General features: G+C 66.8%; 20 protein-coding genes. 4 read left to right on the forward strand and 16 right to left on the reverse strand.

Annotated elements, in window-relative coordinates:
* Positions 1–55: 55 nt before the first annotated feature.
* The 8 genes from ACFQNJ_RS03165 to ACFQNJ_RS03200 form a co-directional block, all read right to left on the reverse strand.
* Positions 56–595: a histone gene (locus ACFQNJ_RS03165; protein WP_382253762.1), complete on the reverse strand. Its 540-nt coding sequence runs from the start codon at positions 593–595 to the stop codon at positions 56–58.
* Between the two features lie 194 nt (positions 596–789).
* Positions 790–1,947, reverse strand: a complete 1,158-nt coding sequence (locus ACFQNJ_RS03170; RefSeq protein ID WP_382253764.1) for a ribonucleotide-diphosphate reductase subunit beta — start codon at positions 1,945–1,947, stop codon at positions 790–792.
* A gap of 143 nt (positions 1,948–2,090) precedes the next feature.
* Positions 2,091–4,970, reverse strand: a complete 2,880-nt coding sequence (locus ACFQNJ_RS03175; RefSeq protein ID WP_382253765.1) for a ribonucleoside-diphosphate reductase subunit alpha — start codon at positions 4,968–4,970, stop codon at positions 2,091–2,093.
* A 359-nt stretch (positions 4,971–5,329) separates the two neighbouring features.
* Entirely contained in the window at positions 5,330–5,935 is a 606-nt protein-coding gene (gene ampD / locus ACFQNJ_RS03180) for a 1,6-anhydro-N-acetylmuramyl-L-alanine amidase AmpD (protein ID WP_382253767.1), read from the reverse strand.
* Positions 5,925–7,415, reverse strand: a complete 1,491-nt coding sequence (locus tag ACFQNJ_RS03185) for a sigma-54-dependent transcriptional regulator (RefSeq protein WP_382253769.1) — start codon at positions 7,413–7,415, stop codon at positions 5,925–5,927. Before ACFQNJ_RS03185 ends, ampD begins: the two co-directional genes overlap by 11 nt.
* Positions 7,416–7,426: 11 nt before the next feature.
* Positions 7,427–9,217, reverse strand: a complete 1,791-nt coding sequence (locus ACFQNJ_RS03190) for a sensor histidine kinase (protein ID WP_382253770.1) — start codon at positions 9,215–9,217, stop codon at positions 7,427–7,429.
* Positions 9,218–9,239: 22 nt separating this feature from the next.
* Positions 9,240–9,485, reverse strand: a complete 246-nt coding sequence (locus tag ACFQNJ_RS03195) for a PP0621 family protein (RefSeq protein WP_382253772.1) — start codon at positions 9,483–9,485, stop codon at positions 9,240–9,242.
* A gap of 8 nt (positions 9,486–9,493) precedes the next feature.
* Positions 9,494–10,273 carry a cytochrome C assembly family protein gene (locus ACFQNJ_RS03200; RefSeq protein ID WP_382253774.1) on the reverse strand — a complete coding sequence of 260 codons (780 nt, stop codon included), beginning with the start codon at positions 10,271–10,273 and terminating at the stop codon, positions 9,494–9,496.
* 149 nt (positions 10,274–10,422) lie between these two features.
* Here ACFQNJ_RS03200 and ffh point away from each other — a divergent pair, with 149 nt between their 5' ends.
* Both ffh and ACFQNJ_RS03210 read left to right on the forward strand, forming a co-directional pair.
* On the forward strand, positions 10,423–11,793 hold the full coding sequence (gene ffh, locus ACFQNJ_RS03205; protein ID WP_382253775.1) for a signal recognition particle protein: 1,371 nt from the start codon (positions 10,423–10,425) through the stop codon (positions 11,791–11,793).
* A gap of 46 nt (positions 11,794–11,839) precedes the next feature.
* Positions 11,840–12,466 (forward strand): hypothetical protein, encoded by a 627-nt coding sequence (locus ACFQNJ_RS03210; protein WP_382253777.1) that lies wholly within the window; start codon positions 11,840–11,842, stop codon positions 12,464–12,466.
* A gap of 7 nt (positions 12,467–12,473) precedes the next feature.
* On the opposite strand, the gene mdoH is transcribed toward ACFQNJ_RS03210, so the two are convergent.
* The 8 genes from mdoH to ACFQNJ_RS03250 all read right to left on the reverse strand — a co-directional run bounded on the left by mdoH (position 12,474) and on the right by ACFQNJ_RS03250 (position 21,926).
* Positions 12,474–14,405 (reverse strand): glucans biosynthesis glucosyltransferase MdoH, encoded by a 1,932-nt coding sequence (gene mdoH / locus ACFQNJ_RS03215; RefSeq protein ID WP_382253779.1) that lies wholly within the window; start codon positions 14,403–14,405, stop codon positions 12,474–12,476.
* A 35-nt stretch (positions 14,406–14,440) separates the two neighbouring features.
* Entirely contained in the window at positions 14,441–16,009 is a 1,569-nt protein-coding gene (locus tag ACFQNJ_RS03220; protein WP_382253781.1) for a glucan biosynthesis protein G, read from the reverse strand.
* 188 nt (positions 16,010–16,197) lie between these two features.
* Entirely contained in the window at positions 16,198–17,628 is a 1,431-nt protein-coding gene (locus tag ACFQNJ_RS03225) for a sigma 54-interacting transcriptional regulator (RefSeq protein WP_382253783.1), read from the reverse strand.
* A 25-nt stretch (positions 17,629–17,653) separates the two neighbouring features.
* A complete protein-coding gene (locus ACFQNJ_RS03230) occupies positions 17,654–18,313 on the reverse strand; it encodes a hypothetical protein (RefSeq protein WP_382253785.1) in 660 nt (219 codons plus the stop codon).
* Positions 18,303–19,718, reverse strand: a complete 1,416-nt coding sequence (locus tag ACFQNJ_RS03235) for a sensor histidine kinase (RefSeq protein WP_382253787.1) — start codon at positions 19,716–19,718, stop codon at positions 18,303–18,305. Before ACFQNJ_RS03235 ends, ACFQNJ_RS03230 begins: the two co-directional genes overlap by 11 nt.
* On the reverse strand, positions 19,715–21,049 hold the full coding sequence (gene miaB, locus ACFQNJ_RS03240; RefSeq protein WP_382253789.1) for a tRNA (N6-isopentenyl adenosine(37)-C2)-methylthiotransferase MiaB: 1,335 nt from the start codon (positions 21,047–21,049) through the stop codon (positions 19,715–19,717). Before miaB ends, ACFQNJ_RS03235 begins: the two co-directional genes overlap by 4 nt.
* Positions 21,050–21,130: 81 nt before the next feature.
* Positions 21,131–21,538 carry a hypothetical protein gene (locus ACFQNJ_RS03245; RefSeq protein ID WP_382253791.1) on the reverse strand — a complete coding sequence of 136 codons (408 nt, stop codon included), beginning with the start codon at positions 21,536–21,538 and terminating at the stop codon, positions 21,131–21,133.
* A 40-nt stretch (positions 21,539–21,578) separates the two neighbouring features.
* Positions 21,579–21,926 carry a hypothetical protein gene (locus ACFQNJ_RS03250; protein WP_382253793.1) on the reverse strand — a complete coding sequence of 116 codons (348 nt, stop codon included), beginning with the start codon at positions 21,924–21,926 and terminating at the stop codon, positions 21,579–21,581.
* 68 nt (positions 21,927–21,994) lie between these two features.
* On the opposite strand from ACFQNJ_RS03250, the gene ACFQNJ_RS03255 reads away from it, so the two are divergent.
* Positions 21,995–23,524, forward strand: a complete 1,530-nt coding sequence (locus tag ACFQNJ_RS03255) for an FAD-binding domain-containing protein (protein ID WP_382253795.1) — start codon at positions 21,995–21,997, stop codon at positions 23,522–23,524.
* Positions 23,524–24,834 carry a DASH family cryptochrome gene (locus ACFQNJ_RS03260; RefSeq protein WP_382253797.1) on the forward strand — a complete coding sequence of 437 codons (1,311 nt, stop codon included), beginning with the start codon at positions 23,524–23,526 and terminating at the stop codon, positions 24,832–24,834. Before ACFQNJ_RS03255 ends, ACFQNJ_RS03260 begins: the two co-directional genes overlap by 1 nt.
* Positions 24,835–24,879: the final 45 nt, after the last annotated feature.

Below are 24,879 nucleotides of genomic sequence, written 5' to 3' on the forward strand. Positions count from 1 at the left end.
CCAGAAAAAAAGCCCGGGGCTTGCGCACCGGGCTTGGGGCTCAGTCGGACTGAACTCAGGGCTTGCTGGACGTCGGGAACGGCCAGGCTGCCTGCGGATTCAGTTTGGTCTGTGCTGCAGGGGCCGCAGGGGCTGCCGGCTTTTTAGCCGGCGCGGCTTTTTTTGCGGGGGCTGCCTTCTTGGGGGCAGCAGCCTTCTTGGCAGGTGCAGCGGCCTTCTTAGCCGGAGCCGCCTTCTTGGCAGGTGCAGCGGCCTTCTTAGCCGGAGCCGCCTTTTTGGCGGGTGCAGCGGCCTTCTTGGCCGGAGCCGCCTTCTTGGCGGGTGCAGCGGCCTTCTTGGCCGGAGCCGCCTTCTTGGCGGGTGCAGCGGCCTTCTTCGCCGGAGCAGCCTTCTTGGCGGGTGCAGCGGCCTTCTTCGCCGGAGCAGCCTTCTTGGCGGGTGCAGCGGCCTTCTTCGCCGGAGCAGCCTTCTTGGCGGGCGCAGCGGCCTTCTTCGCCGGAGCAGCCTTCTTGGCGGGTGCAGCGGCCTTCTTGGCCGGAGCGGCCTTCTTCGCCACGGCGGCCTTCTTGGCCGGGGCTTTTTTCGCAGTTGCCATTGTTTTCTCCTTGATCAAGTTGCAAAGAGCACTTCAGGCGACAGGGGCTCGCCGAAGTGATTCAAGTCCCTGCCGGTGGTCGGCTGCAGCCGCTTCCATCCGCAAGGCTTTGAATCCATGGACAAAACCCTGCCCCGGACGCCAGGGCGCCGGAGGCAGGGTTTTGGGTGAGAGATGTTCATGAAGGGCAGGACTCAGTCCCAGGACAGCGCTCCCCCCGACTGGTACTCGATGACGCGCGTCTCGAAGAAGTTGCGCTCCTTCTTCAGGTCGATCATCTCGCTCATCCAGGGGAAAGGATTCTCTTCGTTGGGGAACAGGGGTTCCAGACCGATCTGCGTGGCACGCCGGTTGGCGATGTAGCGCAGATAGCCCTTGAACATGGACGCGTTGAGGCCAAGCACGCCACGCGGCATCGTGTCCTCGGCGTAGCGGTACTCCAGATCGACGGCCTTGAGGAACAGCTCCTTGATCTCGGCCTTGAACTGCGAGGTCCACAGGTGCGGGTTTTCGAGCTTGATCGCATTGATCAGGTCGATGCCGAAGTTGCAGTGCATCGACTCGTCGCGCAGGATGTACTGGTACTGCTCGGCGGCACCGGTCATCTTGTTCTGGCGGCCCAGCGCCAGGATCTGCGTGAAGCCGACGTAGAAGAACAAGCCTTCCATCAGGCAGGCAAAGACGATGATCGACTTGAGCAGCGTCTGGTCGGCCTCCGGCGTGCCGGTCTTGAAGTTCGGGTCCATGATCGCGTCGATGAACGGGATCAGGAACTCGTCCTTGTCCCGGATCGACGACACCTCATGGTAGGCGTTGAAGATCTCGCCCTCATCCAGACCCAGCGATTCGACGATGTACTGGTAGGCGTGGGTGTGGATGGCTTCCTCGAACGCCTGGCGCAGCAGGAACTGGCGGCACTCGGGCGCCGTGATGTGGCGGTAGGTGCCCAGGGTGATGTTGTTGGCGGCCAGCGAGTCGGCGGTCACGAAGAAGCCGAGGTTGCGCTTGACGATGCGGCGCTCGTCTTCGGTCAGGCCGTTGGGATCTTTCCAGAGCGCGATGTCGCGGCTCATGTTCACCTCTTGCGGCATCCAGTGGTTGGCGCAGGTGGCGAGGTATTTTTCCCAGGCCCACTTGTACTTGAACGGCACCAGCTGGTTGACGTCGGTCTGGCCGTTGATGATGCGCTTGTCGGCCACGTTGACCCGGCGGTCCTGAGCCGCAGCGGAACTCGGAGGCGTGATGGGTGATGCGGTGGAAGACAGTGAAGCTGACACACCCGGCGCAACATTGGCGGTGGGCATCGGAGCGGGTTTGGCGGCGGGCGTGACGTGATCGTCCCAGGTCAGCATAGGTGAATCCAGTTCAATGAATTATCGAAGTGTCGACGTGAAAAGCAAAGGACCATGAGCACTGCGGTGCGCTTTGTGTTGCTGTGTCGCATCGTGAAGGTGCATTCACAGTCACACATGGCACATCCGCAGTGCCTGTGGTCTTATTGGCAGGCTTCGCAGCCGGGATCGTCAATGGCGCAGAACTTGATGTCCGTGGCGGGCTCGGTGACCGACACCGCGGCCATCGAGACCTCGGGCGCATTGACCGCAACGGCATTGAGTTGTCCCGCACGCCCTGTCGATTTCTCGGCCTGCGTGGCCGACGTGGTGCGCAGGTAGTAGGTGGTCTTGAGGCCGCGCAGCCAGGCGAGCTTGTAGGTTTCGTCCAGCTTTTTGCCCGAGGCACCGGCCATGTAGATGTTCAGGCTCTGCGCCTGATCGATCCACTTCTGACGGCGTGCGGCGGCTTCGACCAGCCACACCGGCTCCACTTCGAAAGCGGTGGCGTACAGGGCCTTGATGTCCTGCGGCACACGGTCGATGGGACGCAGCGAACCGTCGAAGTGCTTGAGGTCCATGACCATGACGTCATCCCACAAGCCCAGGCGCTTGAGGTCCTTGACCAGATAGCTGTTGATGACGGTGAACTCACCCGACAGGTTGGACTTGACCGACAGGTTGCCGAAGCAGGGCTCGATGGAGGCGTCCACGCCGATGATGTTGGAGATGGTCGCCGTGGGTGCGATGGCCACGCAGTTGGAGTTGCGCATGCCGTCCTGCGCGATCTTGCGGCGCAGCGCGTCCCAGTCGAGGCTCATCGAGCGGTCGACGTCCACATAACCGCCGCGTTCACGGCCCAGCAGGTCCACGGTGTCCGGGGGCAGGATGCCCTGATCCCACAGCGAGCCGCGGAAGCTGCTGTAGCGGCCGCGCTCGCGAGCCAACTCTGTCGAGGCCCAGTAGGCGTAGTAGCAGACGGCTTCCATGGAGCGGTCGGCGAAGTCCACGGCGGCGTCCGAGGCGTAGGGCACACGCAGTTCGTACAGGGCGTCCTGGAAGCCCATGATGCCCAGGCCCACCGGTCGGTGACGCAGGTTCGAGTCACGGGCCTTCTTGACGGCGTAGTAGTTGATGTCGATCACGTTGTCGAGCATGCGCATCGCCGTGTTGATCGTCTTCTGCAGCTTGGCATGGTCCAGCTGGCCGTCCTTGAGGTGGCGGTGCAGGTTGACCGAACCCAGGTTGCAGACCGCGGTTTCGGTATCGCTGGTGTTGAGCGTGATCTCGGTGCACAGGTTGGAGCTGTGGACCACGCCGGCGTGCTGCTGCGGTGAGCGGACATTGCAGGCGTCCTTGAAGGTGATCCAGGGATGGCCGGTCTCGAACAGCATCGACAGCATCTTGCGCCACAGATCCACCGCCGGCACTTTCTTGTAGGGCTTGATCTCGCCACGGGCCGCCTTCTCTTCGTAGGCGACATAAGCGCGTTCGAAGTCGGCACCGAAGCGGTCGTGCAGGTCGGGCACGTCGTTGGGCGAGAACAGGCTCCAGTCGCCTTTTTCCATCACGCGCTTCATGAACAGGTCGGGAATCCAGTTGGCCGTGTTCATGTCGTGGGTCCGACGGCGATCATCACCGGTGTTCTTGCGCAGCTCCAAGAACTCTTCGATGTCCAGGTGCCAGGTCTCCAGGTAGGTGCAGACCGCGCCCTTGCGCTTGCCGCCCTGGTTGACCGCGACGGCGGTGTCGTTCACCACTTTGAGGAACGGCACGACGCCCTGCGACTCGCCGTTGGTGCCCTTGATGTGGGCGCCCAGGGCGCGCACGCGGGTCCAGTCGTTGCCCAGCCCACCGGCGAACTTGGACAGCAGTGCGTTCTCCTTGATGGACTCGTAGATGCCGTCCAGGTCGTCGGGCACGGTGGTCAGGTAGCAGCTGGAGAGCTGCGAGCGGCGGGTGCCGCTGTTGAACAGCGTGGGCGTGGACGACATGAAGTCGAACGAGGACAGCACCTCGTAGAACTCGATGGCGCGTGCTTCGCGGTCGATCTCATTGAGGGACAGGCCCATGGCCACGCGCATGAAGAAGATCTGCGGCAGTTCGATGCGGGTCTTGCGCACGTGCAGGAAGTAGCGGTCGTACAGGGTTTGCAGACCCAGATAGTCGAACTGCAGGTCGCGCTCGGGCTTGAGGGCGGCAGCCAGTCGTGGCAGGTCGAACTGCAGCAGCTTGTCGTCCAGCAGCTCGGCCTCCACGCCCTTCTTGATGGCCTGGGGGAAGAAGTCGGCGTAACGCTGGGCCAGTTCGCTGGCAGGGACTTCGCCACCGAGCACTTCCTTGGTGATGGTGTGCAGCAGCAGGCGGGCGGTGGCGTAGGTGTAGTCCGGGTCTTTCTCGATCAGGGTACGAGCGGCCAGGATGGCGGCCTTGTAGACCTCTTCGATCGGCACACCGTCGTACAGGTTGCGCTTGGTTTCGGCCACGATGGGGTCGGCCTTGACGTCATGGCCGAGGCCGGCGCAGGCGGCGGTGATCAGGGCCGTCAGCTGGTTGACGTCCAGCGGGACACGTTGTCCACCGTCGGTGACGTGCAGTGTCGCTTCGGCCGGTTGTGCCGCGACCGCCTGGGCGGCGCGTTCCTGGGCGCGACGCTCCCGGTAGAGCACATAGGCCCGGGCCACTTCGTGATGACCGCTGCGCATCAGGCCCAGTTCGACCTGATCCTGCACGTCTTCAATGTGGAAGGTGCCGCCGCCCGGGCGCGAGCGCATCAGCGCCCGCACCACGTTCTGCGTCAGCGCGTCCACCGTTTCGCGCACGCTGGCCGACGCCGCACCCTGGGTGCCGTGGACCGCCAGAAAGGCTTTCATCAGGGCCACCGCGATCTTGCTGGGCTCGAAGTGCACCACCGCGCCATTGCGGCGGATGATCTGGTAGTGATTGAAGGCGGCGCTGGCGCCATCGGTGCCCGAGGGGGCGCCGAATGGCGTCGACAGGGGGGACGCGACGGTCGAAGGCTGGGTGGACTGGGCGGTCAGCATGGTTCCTCTTTCGTTTGTTCTGGGGTGTCGGGCACGACCGGGTTCCCTGCAGGCGACCACAGAGTCACTGCAGGCAGTGCCGGTGGGTGTCGGGATCGGATTTGTCGCGCAGGGCACACTATATCTGGTGTGCCAGGGGGGTTCAAGCCACTAGGGGTAGTGTCCTGAGGTTTTTTTGCTGATGGCCCCGGGCGACGTTTCGTGTCGCAAAAAATGCACGCCGGCCAACAGATCCGGGAGTTTCGGACGCTCCCGCACAGAGACTGAATCGGTGCAGGCGAGTCCGCATGAAGACAGGGTGTCCAGCCGGTTTTGCCTCGCCAGGCCGCATGGCTTCTGACGACCGGGTGGCGATGAAGTCAGCCAGCCAAGCCGCCTGAGCCGGTCACGTCGCCCTGTTGGGGAAAACACGCATGGGCCCATCCAAGGGACTGTTGCAGGCGCGACCAGTCGAAACCGGGGCCTGGGTCCCGCTTTCGTCCCGGGGCAATGTGCTCATGCCCCGCCACCCAGGCAATTGGGTAACGCTCGGCAATCTCGGTACACAGCCTGGTCAGACTGTCGTACTGGGCTTTTTCGAACAGTCCACCCTCCAGTCCTTCGAGTTCGATACCAACAGAGTGGTCGTTGCAGTTCTCGCGTCCTTGCCAGCAGGAGGCGCCGGCGTGCCAGGCGCGGTCGTCCATGTTCACGAACTGGACCACGCCGCCGTCGCGGCGGATCAGGAAGTGGGCGGAGACCTCGGCCCCACGGATCTGCTGGAAGTAGGGGTGGGCATCCCAGTCAAGGCGGTTGGTGAACAGCCGCTCGATCTCATCCCCTCCGAACACCCCGGGCGGCAGGCTGATCGAGTGGATCACGATCAGGTCGATGGCGGTGCCGGCCGGGCGCACACCGAAGTTGGGCGATGCGCACTGTCGCGCCCAGCCCAGGGTCCCTCGGCTCAGGCCTGACTCAGATGGCATCGTCGTCGCCAGGCATCATGATGCCCAGTCGCTGGATCCGGTATCGCATCTGGCGCAGGTTCAGGCCCAGGCGCTGTGCCGCTGCCGTCCGGTTGAAGTCGCATTCGCGCAAGGCCTTGAGCAGGACCTGGCGCTCCTGTTCGTCCAGAAACTGCTGGAGGTCATTCGGAATGTCGGGTGCAGGTGCTGCCACCGCAGGCGCGGTGGCTGGCCCCGCGGGTGCCTGGTCAGGTGCCGTCTCCACGCCCGACAGCTTCAGGGGTTCGCCGAAATCCTCGGGCATGAGCTGATCGCCGGAACTCAGTGCCAACGCGCGTTGCAGCAGGTTCTCCAGCTCGCGCACGTTGCCGGGCAGGTCATGCTGCGCCAGCCATTGAAGGGATTCTGGACTGACCTCCGGCATCACCTGTCCCGACTCGGCGCACAGTCGCTGCAGGAGCGACTGCACCAGCGGCCCGAGATCTTCACGCCGCTCCCTCAGGGCCGGTATGCGAAGTTCGATCACATTGAGGCGGTAGTACAGGTCCTGACGAAACTCGCCGTTGCGCACCATGGCGGCGAGGTCCCGGTGCGTGGCACTGACGATGCGCACATCGACCGATTCCTCCTGCACACCACCCAGTGGTCGAACCCGTCGCTCCTGGATGACACGCAGCAGCTTGGCCTGCATGGCCAGCGGAAGGTCACCGATCTCATCCAGGAACAGCGTGCCGCCGCTGGCGGCCTGGAAGTAACCTTCGCGGTCATGGCTGGCCCCCGTGTAGGCGCCTTTTCGGGCCCCGAAGAACTCGGCTTCGATCAGGTTCTCCGGGATGGCGCCGCAGTTGACCGCCACGAAGGGGCCGGCGGCGCGGTGGCTGCACTCATGCACGGCGCGTGCCACCAGTTCCTTGCCGGTGCCGGACTCGCCCTGGATGAGTACCGGGGCCATGCTGGTGGCCACCTTCTCGATCCGGGCCTTGATCTGGCCCATGACGGTCGAGGATCCGACAATGCGCGCGAGGGCCTGGATCCCGCCAGGGGGCGGCGGAGCGGCCTGCAGCGACGTCCCCTGGCGACCGTTCGCGCCCTCCGGCCCGCTGCCAGGCAACTGGCGCTGGCTCTGCAGCGCCTCGACCACGGCCGCTCGGAGCTGACGCAGGTCCACTGGTTTCGTCAGGTAATCGAAGGCACCGGACTTCAGGGCTTCCACCGCGTTCTCGGCCGACCCGTAGGCGGTGATCACGATGCATTTCTCGGCCCGCTGTGCCTGCGCGAGTTCCCGCAGCAGTTCCAGGCCAAGCCCGTCGGGCAGGCGCATGTCGGAGATGAGCACATCAAAGCGTTGGCGCGAGAGCAGGTCGCGGGCCTCGGACAGGCTCCCTGCCGCCGACACACTGTGCCCCTCGCGCAGCAGGGTCAACTCATACAGGGTTCGCAGATCCGGTTCGTCATCGACGACGAGGATGTTGGCGGGTCGAGCGGGAGCGGTGACGGCCATCGCAGGTCGGATCAGGCGTTGAACTGGCTGGGGCGCCCCAGGCGAGGCACCGGCGGCACCGACTCCTGGGGAGGATAGGACAGGCTTTGCTGGACCGGCTGCCTGGACAAGGCGGTCACCGTCGGCAGGAGCACATAGAACTCGTTGCCGTCCTTGAGATCCAGGGAGCTTCGCTGGTAGGCGATCTGGGCACCGTAGCGCTCGCAAAGCTCGCGGCAGAGATACAGGCCCAGTCCGCTGGACCGGCTTTCGGACGAGAAGAAGGGTTCGAAGAGGTGGCGCATCACGCCGGCCTCCAGAGGGGGGCCATCGCTCCAGACCGACAGGCGGATGCGATCCGCGCCGGAGGGCTGCGTGATCACGCGGATGGACGAGGGTTGGCCACTGGCGTGCCGGCGGGCGTTGTCCAGCAGGTTCACCATGAGTCGTCGCAGGTGCTCGGGATCGAAGCGCACATGGGCGTTGTCGGCGTGCGTGTGCACGCCCAGAATCTGCCCGGCCTGGTGCTGGCGGCTCCATTCGGTCGTGATGACCCGCAGGCTGGGATCCAGCGGGAGTGGCGGGATCCTGTCTGCCTCCTGGGCCGGCTGGACCCGGGCCACATTGAGGATGTCATCGACGGTGCGGGCCAGCCGCTGGGCGTTCTCGTCGATCATCCGGGTCAGCCGCTTCTGTCCGGCCTCGGTGACCTCTTCGTCCAGCAGGGCATTGGCCTGTGTGATCGCCGACAAGGGGTTGCGGATCTCGTGAGCGACCGCAGCCGACATGCGGCCCATCGAGGCGAGTTTCTCGGTACGTACCCGGGCTTCGATCTCCCGCAGGTCTTCCAGGAACAGCACGCACAGGCCGCCACGCTCGCCGCGAGCGCGTGTCAGACGGCTGCGGGCCTGGACCCGGTGGGTGGTCAGTTCGTCGACATGGACGTCCAGTTCGGCCTGGACCGGCTGGCCCTGGGCAAAAGACTGCTGCACCAGGTGGGCCAGTGCCTCCCAGCCCGGGCGTCCGGACAGCAGCAGGCGGGCTCCCTGGGGATAGGCGTCTCCCATGAGCATGCGTTGTGCGGCGGGGTTGGCGCTGCGCACCACGCCGTGTTCATCGGTGACCAGAACCCCTTCGCTCATGCCCTCGACGACCACTTCGTTGACCTGGGCCTGGGCGCGGGCGGCCGCCTGACTCGACTCGGCCAGTTCCTGCTCGCGGGCCAGCCGGCGGGACAGGTGGTCGGCGAGCACCGCCAGCATGAAGAATCCGACACCCGAGAGACCGGCCTGAAGGATGCCGGTGGTCGGGCCGCCAGCCAGCAGGGCGGGTACCAGCGCCGACTCGATCAGCAGGTAGATGGTGACGGCTGCCGCGGTGGCCAGGCCCGCCAGCAGGGGCCCCAGGATGGCGGCCAGCAGCACGGGCAGTGCCAACAGGGGCTCGTAGTTCAGGCTGCCTTCCTGGTAGTGCTGCAGCAGGCCGACCATGAGCAGATCCACGCCAATGGTCATCAACCATTGGCCCTGGGTGAGCTGGCTGCGGTCGGTGGGCTGGATCCACCACAGGGCAACGAGCACCAGGCACAGGTGGATGCTGTTGATGGCGATCAGCCAGGAGGGGCCGCCCGAGCGGGTCAGCAGCACGAACATCTGCAGGGCCAGCAAGACGCTGGCCACCAGCACGCGCGCCATCATGAAGGCGTGCCACATGCGCGCAAATGACCGGTGGACGTAGCGTCGGTGCGGACTGACGTCGATACCGCCTCCCTCAAAGCCGGAATACCAGGAGGCCGCGAAACTGGAGCCCTGCGACTGTCTCATGATGACCTGGGCCGTGCGGGTGTCATGAGGATGGCTCCTCCCGGCGCAGGTGGTCACGGTTGCAGTAGACCCCCCGAGCTCCGGCGACCGCATCGGTTTCCGGCAGGTGTGTGCCGCAGTGAAGGCAAGCCACCATCCGCACGGGAGAGGTCGGTGCGGTGGGTGGGCGGGAGGTCTGACGCTGGACCTGCCCGCGCTCCTGTTGCCGGTTGTTGCGCCAGACCCAGAAGGCCACGAGGACCACGGCAATGACAAGCAGGTATTTCATGCAGGGGGTCAGGCCCGGTGGAGGATGACTTCCAGAACGAAGCGCGACCCCGCATAACCCAGCAGCAGGAAACCGGCACCGAGGTACAGCGTGCGGATGGCGGTGCGTCCCCGCCAGCCCAGGCGCCAGCGCCCCAGCAGCAGGATGCCCACGGTCAGCCAGGCGAGCACGGAGAACGCTGTCTTGTGATTCCAGACCCAACGTTCGTTGAGCACCTCGGAGAACCAGCCGCCAGCCACGAGGGTGGCGGTCAGCAGCACGAAACCGGCTCCCACGAAGCGGAAGGTCAGTCGCTCCAGAGTGAGCAACGGCATCGCGGTCTCGGGCATGTGGCCCTGGCGCATGGCCTTCTCGGCCCGCTGCATCAGCCAGGCGTGGATGACCGCGGCACCGATGAGTCCGTAGGAGGCAATGCCCAGTGCCCAGTGCAGGGGCAGCCAGGCTGAGCGCAATTCAGGGTAGTGCTGACCGGGGAAGGACATCGCCAGCAGCACGGCCACCGTGCCCAGACCGGCCAGGGTCCAGCGCGCGCGCATCTGGGGAAAGAGGCGGCTTTCGATGGCGTAGACGGTCAGGACCAGCCAGACCGTGACTGACAGGGCCGGTGCGAAGCCGAAGCGGGCGGGTTCGGCAAACAGCATGAGCACCAGGGTGAGCAGGTGCAGCAGCCAGACGCAACCGAGCGCCCAGCGCGTGGCGACGGGCGACAGGCTCCGGTGGGCGTAGGCCAGCAGGGCGTAGGCCAGGGCAGAGGCCAGCGACAGAACGGTCAGAGGAGGTACAGGCATGATGGACGGGTGCCGACAGGTGCTCCGTTGGGGCACCCCGGCTAAAATCCGATCCACAGTTTAACGGCCCGGCCGGCCGTTCATGCCGACAGGCGAGCGCTCCGTCGGCGCGCCACGCGACTCCCATCACCATCCCGCACCGATCCGCCATGGCCTCAGCCCTTTCCGACCGCCTGTCACGCATCGTCAAGACCATGCGCGGCCAGGCCCGCATCACCGAAGACAACGTCACCGAGATGTTGCGCGAGGTGCGCATGGCCCTGCTGGAGGCCGACGTGGCCCTGCCGGTGGTGCGCGACTTCATCGCCCGCGTCAAGGACAAGGCGCTGGGCCAGGAGGTGGTCGGTTCACTCACGCCCGGCCAGGTGCTGGTGAGCATCGTCAACAGGGAACTCGCGGCCACCATGGGCGAAGGGGTGGCCGACATCAACCTGGCCGCCCAACCGCCTGCCGTGATCCTGATGGCCGGCCTGCAGGGCGCCGGCAAGACCACGACCACGGCCAAGCTGGCCAAGCACCTGATCGAGAAACGCAAGAAAAAGGTGCTGACCGTCTCGGGGGACGTGTACCGCCCGGCCGCCATCGAGCAGCTCAAGACAGTGACGGCGCAGGCCGGGGCCGAGTGGTTCCCCAGCACCCCTGATCAGAAGCCGCTGGACATTGCCCGTGGGGCCCTGGACTACGCGAAGAAGCACTACTTCGATGTGCTGCTGGTGGACACCGCAGGCCGTCTGGCCATCGATGAAGTCCTGATGCGCGAGATCCAGGAACTGCACGCCGCGATCCATCCGGTGGAGACGCTGTTCGTGGTCGATGCGATGCAGGGCCAGGACGCCATCAACACGGCCAAGGCCTTCAAGGAGGCTTTGCCGCTGACCGGCATCATCCTGACCAAGACCGACGGCGACTCGCGCGGGGGTGCAGCGCTGTCGGTGCGACAGATCACGGGTGCGCCCATCAAGTTCGCCGGCGTGTCCGAGAAGATCGACGGCCTGGAGGTATTCGACGCCGAACGGCACGCCGGCCGCATCCTGGGCATGGGCGACATCGTGGCGCTGGTCGAACAGGTCACCGCCGGCGTGGACCTGGAGGCTGCGCAGAAGCTGGCCGCCAAGGTCAAGAGCGGCGAGGGTTTCGATCTCAACGACTTCCTGGATCAGTTGCGCCAGATGAAGCAGATGGGCGGGCTGTCCAGCCTGATGGACAAGCTGCCGGGCAACCTGGCGGCCAAGGCCACCGAGGCCGACCTGTCCCGCGCCGAGAAGGACATCCGTCGCAAGGAAGGCATCATCTGCAGCATGACCCCGGCCGAGCGCCGCAAGCCCGAACTCATCAAGGCCACGCGCAAGCGCCGCATTGCTGCCGGTGCGGGCGTGCATGTGCAGGAGGTCAACCGCCTGCTCAAGGAGTTCGAGCAGATGCAGGGCATGATGAAGAAGATGAAGGGCGGCGGCCTGATGAAGATGATGAAACGCATGGGCGGCATGAAGGGCATGCCCAAGCTGCCCGGCATGGGTTGACCGAAGTCAAACAGGCCGGTGACGGGTGGCGCGATACTCGCTGCCCATGTGGACGACCCTGAACCTGCTGATGGCGTTGGCCTGTGTGCTGGTGGCCGCGTGGCTGCGGCCATGGCGCATGTTGCGCGGTCCCTTGCTGACGCCGGCGCTGGCAGCGGTGGCGCTGCTGCCCTGGGTGTGGTTGCTGCCCCAGAAGATGCCGCAGGGTCTGCAGGTGCAGCTCTCCGGTGCCTGCCTGCTGGTGCTGATGCTGGGCTGGCCCCTGGCGGTGCTGGTGCTGGCGGCGGTGGCGACGGTGGTCTGGCAGGTGGGGCAATCCCCGGCTGACCAGGTGCTGGTGCAGTGGGTGTGGATCGGGCTGGTGCCCGCCACGTTGGCGCTGGGGGTTGGGGCTGCCTTGCGGCGGTGGCTGCCAGCCAACCTGTTCATCTACACCCTGGGCCGCGCGTTCATGGGGACCGCGCTGTCCATGTTCCTGGCCGGTGTGATGCTGGAGTGGCTGTCGGAACTCGCCGGTCAGCCACCCCGGGAGCAGGCCATGGTGGCGCGCTGGCTCATGGCCTGGGGCGATGCTTTCCTGACCGGTATGGCCGGGGCCATCTTCGTGGCCTTTGTGCCGCAATGGCTGGCCACCTGGTCCGACGAGCGCTACCTCAGGCCCCCGTCCGACTGAACCCCTGTCAGGCGGGTCTCGCCAGCCGGGGTTGTGCCGCGAAGCGCCAGGCGCGGCGCAGTACCGCGGGTGACCAGGCCTCTTCGGGGATCAGCAGCCAGCCGCCCGACCGCAGTCGCCTGCCCAGGGCGACATGGGCGGTCAGCACGGTCAGCGGAGCCGCGACCAGCAACGGTAGCAGCACCGGATAGACCCAGGGAAGGGCGGCGGCTTGCCAGGTGGCCAGTCCGGTGGCCACGCCTGCAGCCACCAGCTTGACCGGTGCAAAACGGGCGATGGCATCGCGCCAGGGTACGCCGGCGGCTTCTCGCGGGGGCGACTTCCATTCCAGTTTCAAGCCTGTGAGGGCCACCACGACGAACAGGGTGTGGGCGACCATGCGGATGGGTGCCTGCAGCAGGGCCAGGACGCTTTCGGCGGTGGCACTGCGCAGCAGGTTGGCACTGCCGCCAAAGGCATGGTGTTCACGGCGCAAGAAGACCGCCACCACGCCCAGCAGGCGCGGCAGGAACAGCAGGGACAGTGTCCAAGCCCAGAGGCCGTAGCGGGCCTGCACGGTGGCGGCCCAGTCGTCGCCGACCTGACCCTGCAGCAGCATCAATGTGGTTCCCAGTGCCAGGAAAAGCAGCCACAGCGGGGCCGACAGGTAGGACATGGCGCCCACGCCCAGCATGAAGCGGTGCACCCGGTGCAGGCCCGGCTCGGCCATCAGGCGGGCATTCTGAAGGTTGCCCTGGCACCAGCGGCGATCGCGCTGCAGTTCGCTCAGCAGATCTGGTGGTTGCTGCTCGTAGCTGCCCTGCAGGTCCGACACCAGCCAGACGTGGTACCCGGCGCGCCGCATCAGTGCGGCCTCGACGAAATCGTGCGACAGGATGCCGCCCGCCAGGCCGCCGGTGCCGCGGATGGGCGCCAGCGCGCAGTGGCGCATGAAGGGTTCCACACGGATGATGGCGTTGTGGCCCCAGTAGTGCGACTCGCCCAGTTGCCAGTACTGCATGCCCAGGGTGAACAGACGGCCGGTGACACGGGCGGCGAACTGCTGCGCGCGGGCATGCAGGGTGGCGTGGCCGATCGACTGTGTGGCGGTCTGGATGATGCCGGCGTCGGGGTGCTTCTCCATCAGTTGCACCAGCGAGATCAGGCAGGCGCCGCTCATCACGCTGTCGGCGTCCAGCACGACCATGTAGCGGTAGTTGCGGCCCCAGCGGCGGCAGAAGTCGGCCACATTGCCGGCCTTGCGGTGGGTGCGGCGCGTGCGGCGCCGGTAGTAGACCTCGACCGGTAGACCCTGCTCGGCCAGGGTCAGGCGCAGTGCTTCCCAGGCCTGCAGCTCGGCCCTGGCGATGTCGGGGTCGTTGCTGTCGGAGAGCACGAACACGTCGAAGTGCCGGCCCTTCCCGGTGGCCATCAGCGACTCGCAGGTGGCTCGCAAGCCGGCGAACACGGTGTCGACATCCTCGTGGCAGATGGGCATCACGATGGCGGTGCGTGCATCGGAGGGCAGGGGCTGCCCTTTGGCGTCGTCGGCGCGGATGCTGTGACGGTCACCGAACAGATGCACCCAGAAGCCCATGAGTGCTGTGGCAAAGCCGGTGACCACCCAGGTGGAGAGCACGACGAACAGCGCCATGTGCAAGCCTTCAATCCAGCCGTGGCTGCCTTCGGGCTGGGTGTGAAGGAAGAGCACGGTGGACAGCGCCACGCTGGCTGCGGTCAGGACCGCCAGCGCCAGGCGACGCCGGCGCGCGGCCTGGTGCCAGGGTGCCTGGGGCCGCTGCGTCACGGGGTCGCGCGGGGGCAGCCACGCGGTGGCGGCCGAGACCAGGGCAGTGCCCAGGCTGTTCCAGAAACCCCGCCAGGGTCGGGGTGCCATGGATCCGCGCCGGACCTGGGGTGCCGTGAGGGCGTTGGGATGGCGCTGGGTGTGCGGTTTCATGCCAGGGGTTTCCTTGTTCAGGTGGGGCGGGGGCATCACTGCGGCAGCAGCAGGTGGGTCCAGGTTTCGCTGACGGTGTCGTCGCGGTGGCGCAGAAAGGCGCGCAGCTCCAGAGGCTGATTCAGGCTGTCGCGTTCGACCCGCAGGCTCAGGCGCCAGCCACGCAGCTCAGGGTTCGGGTAGGCCACGGCCTCGATCACGCGCCCGCCGGGTCCCGTGCTGACCACGGCTTGCACCGGTGCGTCGGGTGGCAGCTGCTGCAGCGCCGGGCCAGTGAAATCCAGGACGAACTTGGGCTGGCGCGCCTGCGACTGGGCGTCCAGGCGCGTGTACCCGTACCCCGCGCGGGTCTGCGCCACCCAGGCCGACGGTGGCCGTTGGGCGTCCTCGCCTTGCCAGAGCAATTCGTAGCTGAAGTCCAACGGCTGTCCTGGTGAAGGCAGTCGTTGCGGCACCCAGTAGGCGACGATGTTGTCGTGCGTTTCGTCGGGCGTGGGCAGTTGCACCAGTTCCACGCGACCCGGCCCCCAGTCACCGATCGGCCGTACCCAGGCACTGGGTCGGCGTTCGTAGCGGGCCTCGATGTCCTCGTAGCTGGCAAAGCGCCGGTCGCGCTGCATCAGTCCGAAGCCACGCGGCTGCTGCATCGAGAACGAACTGACGCTGATGGCGCGCGGGTTCTGCAGGGGGCGCCAGAGCCACTCGCCCTCGCCGGTGAGCATCATGAGGCCGTCCGAGTCGTGCACCTCGGGACGGAAGTCGTTGGCCCTGGGCTGGTTTTCGCCGAACAGGTACATGCTGGTCAGCGGGGCCAGTCCCAGGGTGCGGATCGGCGAGGCGGACTCGCGCAGGTAGACCCGGGCCTGGACCGTCATCGAGGTGGTGGTGCCCGGACGGATCTCGAAGCGGTAGGCGCCCGTGGCCCGGGGAGAGTCCAGGAGCGCCAGGATGGTGATGGCCTGCGCGTCCGGTGCCGGGCGGACCAGCCAGAAATCGGTGAAGCGGGGGAACTCCTCGCCTTCGGGGCTGCCCACGGTGTCGATGGCCAGTGCGCGAGCAGACAGCCCGTATTGCTGGCCAGCGCCCAGCGCCCGGAAGTAACTCGCTCCCAGGAACACCACCAGCTCGTCCTTGTAGGCTGGGTTGTTCAGGGGGAAATGCACCCGGAAGCCCGCATGCCCCAGATCGCCCCAGCGCTGCGGCTGCAGCCGGTTGCGGCCGAAGTCGTAGTCCTCGCTGCGGTAGGGCAGTGCCCGGGTGCCTTCGGGGGTGATTTCGTGGATGCGGACGGGCCGCGTCTGGTACAGGCCCAGATGGAAGTACTGCACCTCGAAGGGGAGTTTGCGGTCCTGCCAGGTGGCTCGGGCAGGACGGAAACGGATGTCCCGGACGCCGTCGTAGTCCAGCGCGGCGAGGTCGGGCGGCAGGCGTCCGTCGACGTCCCGGTGAGGGCGGCTGGCCTTGTCGCGGGCCAGTTCGCCCAGACGTTCCCAGTCCATCACCATGGGCGGGCGAGATGGGGTCTGAGCCTGCACGGCAGGACCGGCCAGGCTCAGCCAGATGGTCGACAGCAGTATCAGACGGCGGGTCAGGGCAAGAGACATGCCCTCTTAGTGCAAACCCTGTGCCAGCCTGTGAAAAATCAATGAAATCAACGCGTTGCGAAAGGCGTTGCCGGCTTCTGGTGGTGATGTCTCCAGAACAGGCCGTCAAGGACCTGTGATTTGTCGCCAATCAGCGACAACTTTGCGGGGGTGCTGAAAAAATCTTTTCAGATCAACGACTTGCCTTGTCACTCAGCAGCGACAGCAGGGTCGATGTCCGCGTCGGGTGCACCATCGCTCTTGAACAGGCCCGGGGTCAGGTCGTGCTTTTGCAGCAGGCGGTAGAACTCGGTGCGGTTGCGCTGCGCCAGCCGGGCGGCATCGGCCACATGGCCGTCGGTCATTTTCAGCAGGCCGACCAGATACTCGCGTTCGAAGCGCTGACGGGCCTCGGCCAGACTCAGCACCTGCACCGATGGTGTGCGCAGGGCGCGCTGCACCAGGGCCAGGGACACCAGGGGGGTGGTGGAGAGGGCACAGACCTGCTCCACCACGTTGAAGAGCTGCCGCACGTTGCCGGGCCACTGGGCCAGGGTCAGCGCCTTGAGCGCCTCGGGCGAGAAACCCGAGACACGCTTGCCGTATTTGGGGGCCAGCAGCGACAGGAAATGCGTGGACAGCAGCGGGATATCCTCGCGCCGCTCGGCCAGTGTCGGCAACTGCAGCGTCACCACATTGAGGCGGTAGTAGAGGTCTTCGCGGAACTGGCCCTGGGCCATGGCCGCCTCCAGGTCACGGTGCGTGGCCGAGATGATGCGCACGTCCACCGGGATCGACTGGCTGGAGCCCAGCGGGCGCACGGCGCGCTCCTGCAACACGCGCAACAGCTTGACCTGCAGGGCCGGCGGCATGTCGCCGATCTCGTCGAGCAGCAGCGTGCCGCCATCGGCCGCCTGGAACAGACCCTTGTGGTTGCTCACGGCGTCGGTGAACGCCCCCTTGACGTGTCCGAACAGTTCCGATTCCAGCAGCGCTTCGGGGATGGCCCCGCAGTTCACCGCCACAAACGGCTTGCGTGCCCGCTGGCTGGCCTTGTGGATGGCGCGGGCGAGGACTTCCTTGCCCGTGCCGCTGTCGCCACGCAGCAGCACACTGGCATCGCCCTGGGCCACCAGCCGGGCTTCGGCCAGCAGATCGGCCATCCGGCTGGAGCGGCTGACCAGCTCGCTGCGCCAGCCCTCATCGGTGCGCTGGTCGTCGTTGGCCAGGGGGTTGAGGGCGATCGCCTGTGCGATCTTGTCCAGCAGCTCGCGAGCCTCGTAGGGTTTGGTCAGGTACGAGAACACGCCGCGCGAGGTCGCTTCCACCGCATCGGGAATGGTGCCGTGGGCGGTCAGCAGGATGACTGGCAGTGAGGGGTGGCGCCGGCGGATCTCGTCGAACAGGCTCAGCCCGTCCTTGCCGGGCAGACGCACGTCCGATAGCACCACCTGGGGACGCTCGATATCCAGATGGGCCAGGGCTGCCTCGGCGGACGCCACGGCGCTGACCTGGTAGCCGGCCGCGCCCAGCCGCATCGACAGCAGGCGCAGCATGTCGGCATCGTCATCGACCACGAGCAGGCGCGGCCGGTGGTGGCGGGAGGAGGTGCGGCCCTGGGCGTCTGAGGCGTGGTTCATCGACGGTGTGGTGTGTGGCCGGCGTTCAGCGGCCGCCGGGTGCCGCGGGTCTGGGCGAGAGGCTGCGTTCAATGGCACGCATGGCGTCCAGCTGGTCGCCCAGCAGTTCGATGCGGCGCTGCGCTTCACGCCATTGCTGGTTCAGCCGCTCATTGCTGTCCTCCAGCCGCCGCTGTGCCTGCAGCCGGCCGGCCAGCAGGCGGGCCAGCGGCTTGAGCGGGGTGGCTTCGGGGGCCGGGTGGCTGATGAGGCGTTGCAGGAGACCGAGCACGCGCGCGGTGTCGGTCGGCGGGGGCGCATGAAGCAGGGCCAGGGCCAACTGCATCTGCCGTTGCGCACTGCCACCGGGCTCCCCGATCGCGGTCACCTCCGCGCCGACGTCAGCGGCGGGTAGCAGGCGCAGGCGCTCGGCGTAGGCGAAGGACCACTCCAGCAGGTCCTGGTCGCCGGCGGGCAGATCGGCTTTGGGCGGCTGTGCGCTGGCGACGGGTTCTGCCGGCGGTGAGACTGGCGCCGGGGCAACGGCGGGCTTGCTGGCTGGTTTGACCGGTTGGGTGGAATCACGTGGTGGCTCGGGCACTGAAGGCACGCTGGTGCAGGCGACCAGCGCCAAGGCACAAGCGGGCAGCAAAGGCACGGCAAACAGGCGGATCGCAGGCAAACGCCTGCGCAGGTCATGCGGCATGGGGAAGTTCGATCCGGAAATGGGCGCCCCGTTCGGAGGGCTGCAGGGTCATGCGACCCCCATGGGCCTGAATGTACTCCTGGACGATGGACAGGCCGATGCCCGAGCCCTTGGGGGCATCGATCGGCTGCCTGGAACCCCGGTAGAAAGGTTCGAACACACGGTCCCGGTCTTCTGGCGCAATGCCGGCACCTTCGTCGCGGATGTCCAGTACCACCCGGCCGTCAGCGTGGGAGAGGGCGATGTCGATCCGCCCTCCCACGGGTGAGAACCGGATGGCATTGGACAGCAGGTTGCCCAGGGCGGAGGCGATCTTCGGGCCATCCAGCGGCAGGGCCGGGCACCGGCCATGGACCGAGACGGTGAGCTGTCGGGCCTGCCAGCGCAGGCGCTGGTCCTCCACCTGTTCATCCACGAGCTGTCGCAGGTCGGTGGGCTGCCGGCGCAGTTCGCGCGCCTCGAAAGCGGCGGCGTTGAAGCGCAAGAGGGCTTCGATCTGTTGCTGCAGTTGCGTGGTGTTGTGGCGCAGGATGGAGACCACCTCGGCCTGGCTGTCGTTGAGCGGGCCGGCCACGCCGTCGCCCAGCACCGCCACGCCTTCGTGCATGGAGGCCAGCGGGGTCTTGAGTTCGTGTGAGATGTGCCGCAGGAAGCGTGCCTTGTCGGCGTCCAGTTCGGTCAGGCGCTGGCGCAGCCATTCGAGTTGCTGACCCACGCGCTGCACGTCGGGCGGGCCCGGAATGTCGATCGGCTGAACCAGACGGTTCTCACCCAGGTCGACGATGGCGCGCTCCAGGCGCCGGAAGGGGCGAGCCAGCCAGATGCCGAAGCCCACCGCCATGATGGCGGCCAGGACGATCGCGCCGACCACCTGCTGGGTGAGCATCTGCCGGCTCTTCTCGAACCGAGCCTGCAGCGCCTCGTTGCGTCGCGCGATGATGCTTTGTACCTGCTGCGCAATCAGGGCACTGCGGCGGTCCAGCTCGCGAAACGCGCGAGCCACGTCGCGCTCGCGGTCCAGGGCGGTTTCCACCGGGCCGTCCAGCTGCTGCTCGATGAACCGCAGCTGGTCGCGCCAGCGGTTGGCCATCTCGGTGGGCAGCTCGTTGTCCTGCAGGCGCTGCAGGATGTCGCGGGCCTGTCGCGTGCCGTCCCGGAAGACCTGGCGAAGCTGGGGGTCGCCCAGCACCAGCGATTGCCGGGCGGCGCGCTCCATGGCCTGGCTTCGCTCGCTCAGCGACTGTGCGGCGGTGCTCAGTTCAATGGCCTGTGCCGTGCTGTCGCGGCTCTGGGCCATGAGCGCTTCCAGCGAGAACAGACCCCGCAGTGCCGTGGTGCCCAGCAGGGCGCCGATACCCAGAAAGGCTGCCAGCAGCAGCTGGGGAAATGAAAACCTCAGCTTCACTTCACCAGCACTTCACCGCGCAGCGAGTGCGGCAGCGCCTGGGTGATCTTCACGTCGATCATCTGACCGACCAGGCGGGCACTGTTCGGACCGCCGTCGAAATTGACGATGCGGTTGCACTCGGTGCGGCCCATCAGCTCGGCGGCGTTCTTGCGCGACGGGCCTTCGACCAGGATGCGCTGCAACGTGCCTTCGCGGCTGGCGCTAATGCGGCGCACGTTCTCCTCGATGGTGGCCTGCAGGTGCTGCAGGCGCTGCAGCTTGACCTCGTGCGGCGTGTCGTCGGGCAGGTTGGCCGCCGGCGTGCCGGGGCGCGGGCTGAAGATGAACGAGAAGCTGCTGTCGTAGCCGACGTCGGTGATGAGCTTCATCATCTTCTGGAAGTCTTCCTCGGTCTCGCCGGGGAAGCCGACGATGAAGTCGCTGCTCATGGACAGGTCGGGCCGGATCGCGCGCAGCTTGCGGATGGTGCTCTTGTACTCCATGGCGGTGTAGCCGCGCTTCATGGCCATCAGGATGCGGTCCGATCCATGCTGCACCGGCAGGTGCAGGTGGCTCACTAGCTTGGGCACCTTGGCATAGGTGTCGATCAGGCGCTGGGTGAACTCGTTGGGGTGGCTGGTGGTGTAGCGGATGCGCTCGATGCCCGGGATCTCGGCCACGTATTCGATCAGCATGGCGAAGTCGGCGATCTCTTCCGTATCGCCCATCTTGCCGCGGTAGGCGTTGACGTTCTGGCCCAGCAGCGTCACTTCCTTGACGCCCTGGTCGGCCAGGCCGGCGACCTCGACCAGCACGTCCTCGAAGGGGCGGCTGACCTCTTCACCGCGGGTGTAGGGCACCACGCAGTAGCTGCAGTACTTGCTGCAGCCTTCCATGATCGACACGAAGGCCGAGGCGCCTTCCACCCGCGCGGGCGGCAGGTGGTCGAACTTCTCGATCTCGGGGAAGCTGATGTCCACCTGCGGCTGGTTCAGCCGGTCGCGGGCCTTGAGCATCTCGGGCAGGCGGTGCAGGGTCTGCGGGCCGAACACCACGTCCACGAAGGGCGCGCGCTTGATGATCTCGGCGCCTTCCTGGCTCGCCACGCAGCCGCCCACGCCGATCAGCACGCCCTTTTTCTTGAGGTGCTTGACGCGGCCGAGGTCGGAAAACACCTTCTCCTGCGCCTTCTCGCGCACCGAGCAGGTGTTGAACAGGATCAGGTCCGCCTCTTCGGGGTCCTGGGTTTTCTCGAAACCCTCGGCGGCGCCGAGCACATCGGCCATCTTGTCCGAGTCGTACTCGTTCATCTGGCAGCCGAACGTCTTGATGTAGACCTTGCGTGTCATGGGAATGCTCCAGTGGCCGGAGACCCGCAGGGCGTCCGGCTTTGTCAGGTGATCGTGATGGGTGCCCGTGACGGGCGTGGCTCAGTTGGCGCCGTCGGCGGCCGTGCGGTAGTTGCGCTGGTCACCCAGGCGGGCGCGCTTTTCGGCGGCCTCGGCCTCGTTGAGGATCCAGACTTCGTGCACCAGGCCCTGCACGTCGGGCAGGTAGTTGACGGTGACTTCCTGACCGGAGAGGCTGGCCGACATCACCAGCGTGTTGGTCACGCCCCGGATGCGGGCGCCGGGCGACAGGCGCATCGCCTTGCCGTCCATGAGGACCTCGGGCGGCTGTTTGACCACCATGGTGGCCCGGATGGCCTGGGGTGGGAACTGGCGGATGGTGGCCTGGGCCAGGGCCTGGCCGGCGGTGGCCAGCAGGGTGGTGCCCAGGGCCAGGGCGGCAAGCGCACGTCGGGTGCGTGTGATGGTGACGATGTCGCAGCGGTTCATGGTGTAGATCCAGAGGCTGATGAAACAGGCCCGGATTGTCTCATGGCTCGCGCGGGCTCGTTCCTCCGGGTGGTGGTGCCGGCAGGGGGTAGGCGTCGGCCACGTAGGCGGGGCCTTTCATGACCATCACGATGAAGGCGCCGATGGCCACGGTGAGGGCCACGGTCCAGTACAGGACCACGAGGCTGATCACCCCGATGTCAATCGCCGTGATCCGGCTGTGGACATCGCTGGCCAGACCGTCCCAGGGCCACAGGCGGGCCAGCAGGCTGGGTGCTGCCAGCACCAGCGTGCCCTGCCCGAGCCAGCGGGGCAGGCGGCGCAGGATGACCCGCTCCAGACCGGCCGGGGTGCGGGTGAAACCAGGCAGGGTGCCGAACCAGTTCATGGGGATCTCCTTGCAGCAACGGGCATCAAGAATACCGGGCATACTTCAATTTGTCCAAGACAAATGTCATGAGTTACCGCGTCGTCTGGTTCAAGCGCGACCTGCGCCTGCACGATCACACCCCGCTGGCCGAGGCCGCGCGGGCGGGTCCGGTGCTGTGCCTGTATGTGGTGGAGCCGGGCCTGTGGGCGCAGCCCGATGCCTCGGCGCGGCAGTGGGGCTTTGTGCGGGAGAGCCTGCGGGATCTGGACCGGGCCTTGAAGGCATTGGGCGCTCGTCTGCATGTCCGGGTGGGCGACGCGGTCGACGTCCTGGCCCGCCTGCATGCGCAGCAACCCTTCTCGGCCTTACATGCGCACGAAGAAACCGGCAACACCTGGACCTTCGATCGCGACCGGTCGGTGGCGCGCTGGTGCCGGGCGCAAGGTGTCCGCTACCGGGAATGGCCGCAGACCGGTGTGGTGCGGGGTCTGAGGGAACGTGATGGCTGGCAAGGCCGGCGCGACGCGTTCATGGCCTTGCCCCAGGTGGTGTGTCCCTCGGGGCTGGTGGATGCCGGTTCCGTGGATCAGCCCTTGGTCTTGCCCGATGCGTCCTCCCTGGGGTTGCGGGAGGCGGACGCGGCGCGACGTCAGCGCGGTGGTCGCCAGGAAGGGCTGGCCGTGCTGCGAAGCTTTCTGGAGAGCCGCAGCCACCGGTACCGGGGCGGCATTTCGTCGCCCCTGTCGGCCACGACCGCTTGCTCCCGCCTGTCGCCGTATCTGTCGCACGGCTGCCTGGGCGTGCGGGAAGTGGAACAGGCTACCCGCGATCAGCTGGCGAGCCTGCCGCCAGACGCGCACCAGCAGCGACTCGGCCTGGTGGGCTTTCGCAGCCGCCTGGCCTGGCATGACCACTTCATCCAGAAGCTGGAGTCGGAGCCCGAGCTGGAGTGGCGCAACCTGCACCGCGCCTATGACGGCTTGCGCGAAGACGACTGGTCGGATGAGCGGTTTGCGGCCCTGGTGCAGGGACGCACGGGCTGGCCCATGGTCGATGCTTGCGTGGCGATGCTGCGCGAGACGGGGTGGCTGAACTTCCGCATGCGCGCCATGCTGGTGTCGGTCGCCGCCTACCCGTTGTGGCTGCACTGGCGCGAGGTCGGCCTGTGGCTGGCGCGCCAGTTTGTCGACTACGAGCCCGGCATTCACTGGAGCCAGCTGCAGATGCAGAGCGGCACCACCGGCATCAACACCACCCGGGTCTACAACCCGATCAAACAGGCACGCGACCAGGATCCCCAGGGGCGTTTCGTGCGCCGCTGGCTGGCCGCTCTGCGCCGAGTGCCCGATACCTGGCTGTTCGAGCCCTGGCGCATGCCGCCCGACACCCAGGCCCGCTGTGGCGTGCGTGTCGGTGTCGATATTCCGGTGCCCGTGGTGGATCTGGACGCGGCCCTGCGGGAGGCCAAGGCCCGCGTGCATGCCTTGCGTGCCCGGCCGGACGTGCAGGCGGCCGAGGCCGAGATCGTGCGCCGTCATGCCTCACGTTCAGGCCGGCGTGAACAACCATCGCGCCGGCGCAGCGCAGCGGAGATGGCGCAGCAGGAGCTGTTCTGATGGCGGGGACCTTGATCTACTGGTTCCGCAACGATCTGCGCCTGCACGACAACCCGGCCCTGACCGGCGCCATCGAACGCAGTCGTCGGGAGGGGCTGGCGCTGCTGCCGGTGGCCTGGCACAGCCCCTCAGCGCCGGTTCAGACAGACTGGGGTTTCGAGCGTGTGGGGTCGCATCGCCAGGCCTTTCGTCAACAGGCGCAGTCTGGTCTGGCAGAACGCTTGCGTATGTTGGGCAGCGATCTGTACGTGCTTCACGACCCCACGGCCGAGTCTTTCATCGCCCTGGCCCGTCGGGCGGGGGCTGTCGCAGTGGTGGGCGAAGCCATCGAGGCGCCCGAAGAGCAGGGCGAGGTGCGTGCGCTGCAGGCCACCGGTCTTCGAGTCGACACGTGCTGGCAGTCCAGTCTCCTGTCCCCGGAAGATTTGCCCTGGCCTTCCGGGCGCGTGCCGGATGTTTTCACTGCGTTCCGCCAGGGGGTGGAGCGCGCGAACCTCCAAGCGCCCCACCCGGTGCTGGCCCCGATCCAGCTGCCGCCGTGGCCGGCATCCGTGCAGCGACCGATGGCCCCTGTCCCAGTCGTTGTCCCTGCCGGGGCCACCGATGAGCGCTCTTCGTTTCCCTACGGTCTGCCCGCCTGGCAGGGCAGCGAGTCGGCTGCGCTTGATCACCTGGCCCGCTACCTGGCGGCCGGGCGGCCTCACACCTACAAGGTCACCCGCAATGCCCTGACCGGGCGCGACTTTGCCAGCCATTGGTCACCATGGCTGGCGGTGGGCACCCTCTCGGCGCGTCAGGCCATGGCCGCCTTGCGGACCTTCGAGGCCGCACGCGGTGCGAACGACGGCACCTACTGGCTCTGGTTCGAGCTGCTATGGCGCGACCACTTCCGCTTGGTCATGCGTCAGCACGGCGTTCGCCTGTTCGGTGCCCGTGGCCTGTCCCGCGACGCGGCACGATCGGCCCCCAGGCACAACCCGACGGTGTTTGACCGGTGGTGCGAAGGACGTACCGGTCTGCCGCTGGTCGATGCGGCCATGCGCGAGCTGCGCCACACCGGCTACCTGTCCAATCGCCTGAGGCAGATCGTCGCCAGCGCCCTCATCCACGATCTGGGCGGTGACTGGCGCGCTGGGGCCGCCTGGTTCGAGGCGCAGCTGATCGACTTTGACGTACACAGCAACCAGGGCAACTGGGCCTACATTGCCGGGGTGGGCACCGACCCCAGGGGCGGGCGCCAGTTCAATCTGGACAAGCAGACGCGGGATCACGACGCCGATGGCCGCTACCGGCGGCGATGGCTGGGTTAAGGTCGACGCCAGCCTTTACAGTCGGGCATCGCCAATGCCATCGCC

It is taken from the genome of Hydrogenophaga bisanensis, from assembly GCF_042665135.1.
GTDB lineage: Bacteria > Pseudomonadota > Gammaproteobacteria > Burkholderiales > Burkholderiaceae_C > Hydrogenophaga > Hydrogenophaga bisanensis.

Bases quoted from the DNA above. Each gene is read 5' to 3' on its own strand.
- miaB (WP_382253789.1), bottom strand. From the start codon at position 21,049: ATGACACGCAAGGTCTACATCAAGACGTTCGGCTGCCAGATGAACGAG.
- ACFQNJ_RS03195 (WP_382253772.1), bottom strand. From the start codon at position 9,485: ATGAAATACCTGCTTGTCATTGCCGTGGTCCTCGTGGCCTTCTGGGTC.
- ACFQNJ_RS03185 (WP_382253769.1), bottom strand. From the start codon at position 7,415: ATGGCCGTCACCGCTCCCGCTCGACCCGCCAACATCCTCGTCGTCGAT.
- ACFQNJ_RS03230 (WP_382253785.1), bottom strand. From the start codon at position 18,313: ATGCCGCATGACCTGCGCAGGCGTTTGCCTGCGATCCGCCTGTTTGCC.
- ffh (WP_382253775.1), top strand. From the start codon at position 10,423: ATGGCCTCAGCCCTTTCCGACCGCCTGTCACGCATCGTCAAGACCATG.
- ACFQNJ_RS03260 (WP_382253797.1), top strand. From the start codon at position 23,524: ATGGCGGGGACCTTGATCTACTGGTTCCGCAACGATCTGCGCCTGCAC.
- ACFQNJ_RS03165 (WP_382253762.1), bottom strand. From the start codon at position 595: ATGGCAACTGCGAAAAAAGCCCCGGCCAAGAAGGCCGCCGTGGCGAAG.
- mdoH (WP_382253779.1), bottom strand. From the start codon at position 14,405: ATGAAACCGCACACCCAGCGCCATCCCAACGCCCTCACGGCACCCCAG.
- ACFQNJ_RS03200 (WP_382253774.1), bottom strand. From the start codon at position 10,273: ATGCCTGTACCTCCTCTGACCGTTCTGTCGCTGGCCTCTGCCCTGGCC.
- ACFQNJ_RS03255 (WP_382253795.1), top strand. From the start codon at position 21,995: ATGAGTTACCGCGTCGTCTGGTTCAAGCGCGACCTGCGCCTGCACGAT.
- ACFQNJ_RS03210 (WP_382253777.1), top strand. From the start codon at position 11,840: ATGTGGACGACCCTGAACCTGCTGATGGCGTTGGCCTGTGTGCTGGTG.
- ampD (WP_382253767.1), bottom strand. From the start codon at position 5,935: ATGCCATCTGAGTCAGGCCTGAGCCGAGGGACCCTGGGCTGGGCGCGA.
- ACFQNJ_RS03175 (WP_382253765.1), bottom strand. From the start codon at position 4,970: ATGCTGACCGCCCAGTCCACCCAGCCTTCGACCGTCGCGTCCCCCCTG.
- ACFQNJ_RS03220 (WP_382253781.1), bottom strand. From the start codon at position 16,009: ATGTCTCTTGCCCTGACCCGCCGTCTGATACTGCTGTCGACCATCTGG.
- ACFQNJ_RS03190 (WP_382253770.1), bottom strand. From the start codon at position 9,217: ATGAGACAGTCGCAGGGCTCCAGTTTCGCGGCCTCCTGGTATTCCGGC.
- ACFQNJ_RS03225 (WP_382253783.1), bottom strand. From the start codon at position 17,628: ATGAACCACGCCTCAGACGCCCAGGGCCGCACCTCCTCCCGCCACCAC.
- ACFQNJ_RS03245 (WP_382253791.1), bottom strand. From the start codon at position 21,538: ATGAACCGCTGCGACATCGTCACCATCACACGCACCCGACGTGCGCTT.
- ACFQNJ_RS03250 (WP_382253793.1), bottom strand. From the start codon at position 21,926: ATGAACTGGTTCGGCACCCTGCCTGGTTTCACCCGCACCCCGGCCGGT.
- ACFQNJ_RS03170 (WP_382253764.1), bottom strand. From the start codon at position 1,947: ATGCTGACCTGGGACGATCACGTCACGCCCGCCGCCAAACCCGCTCCG.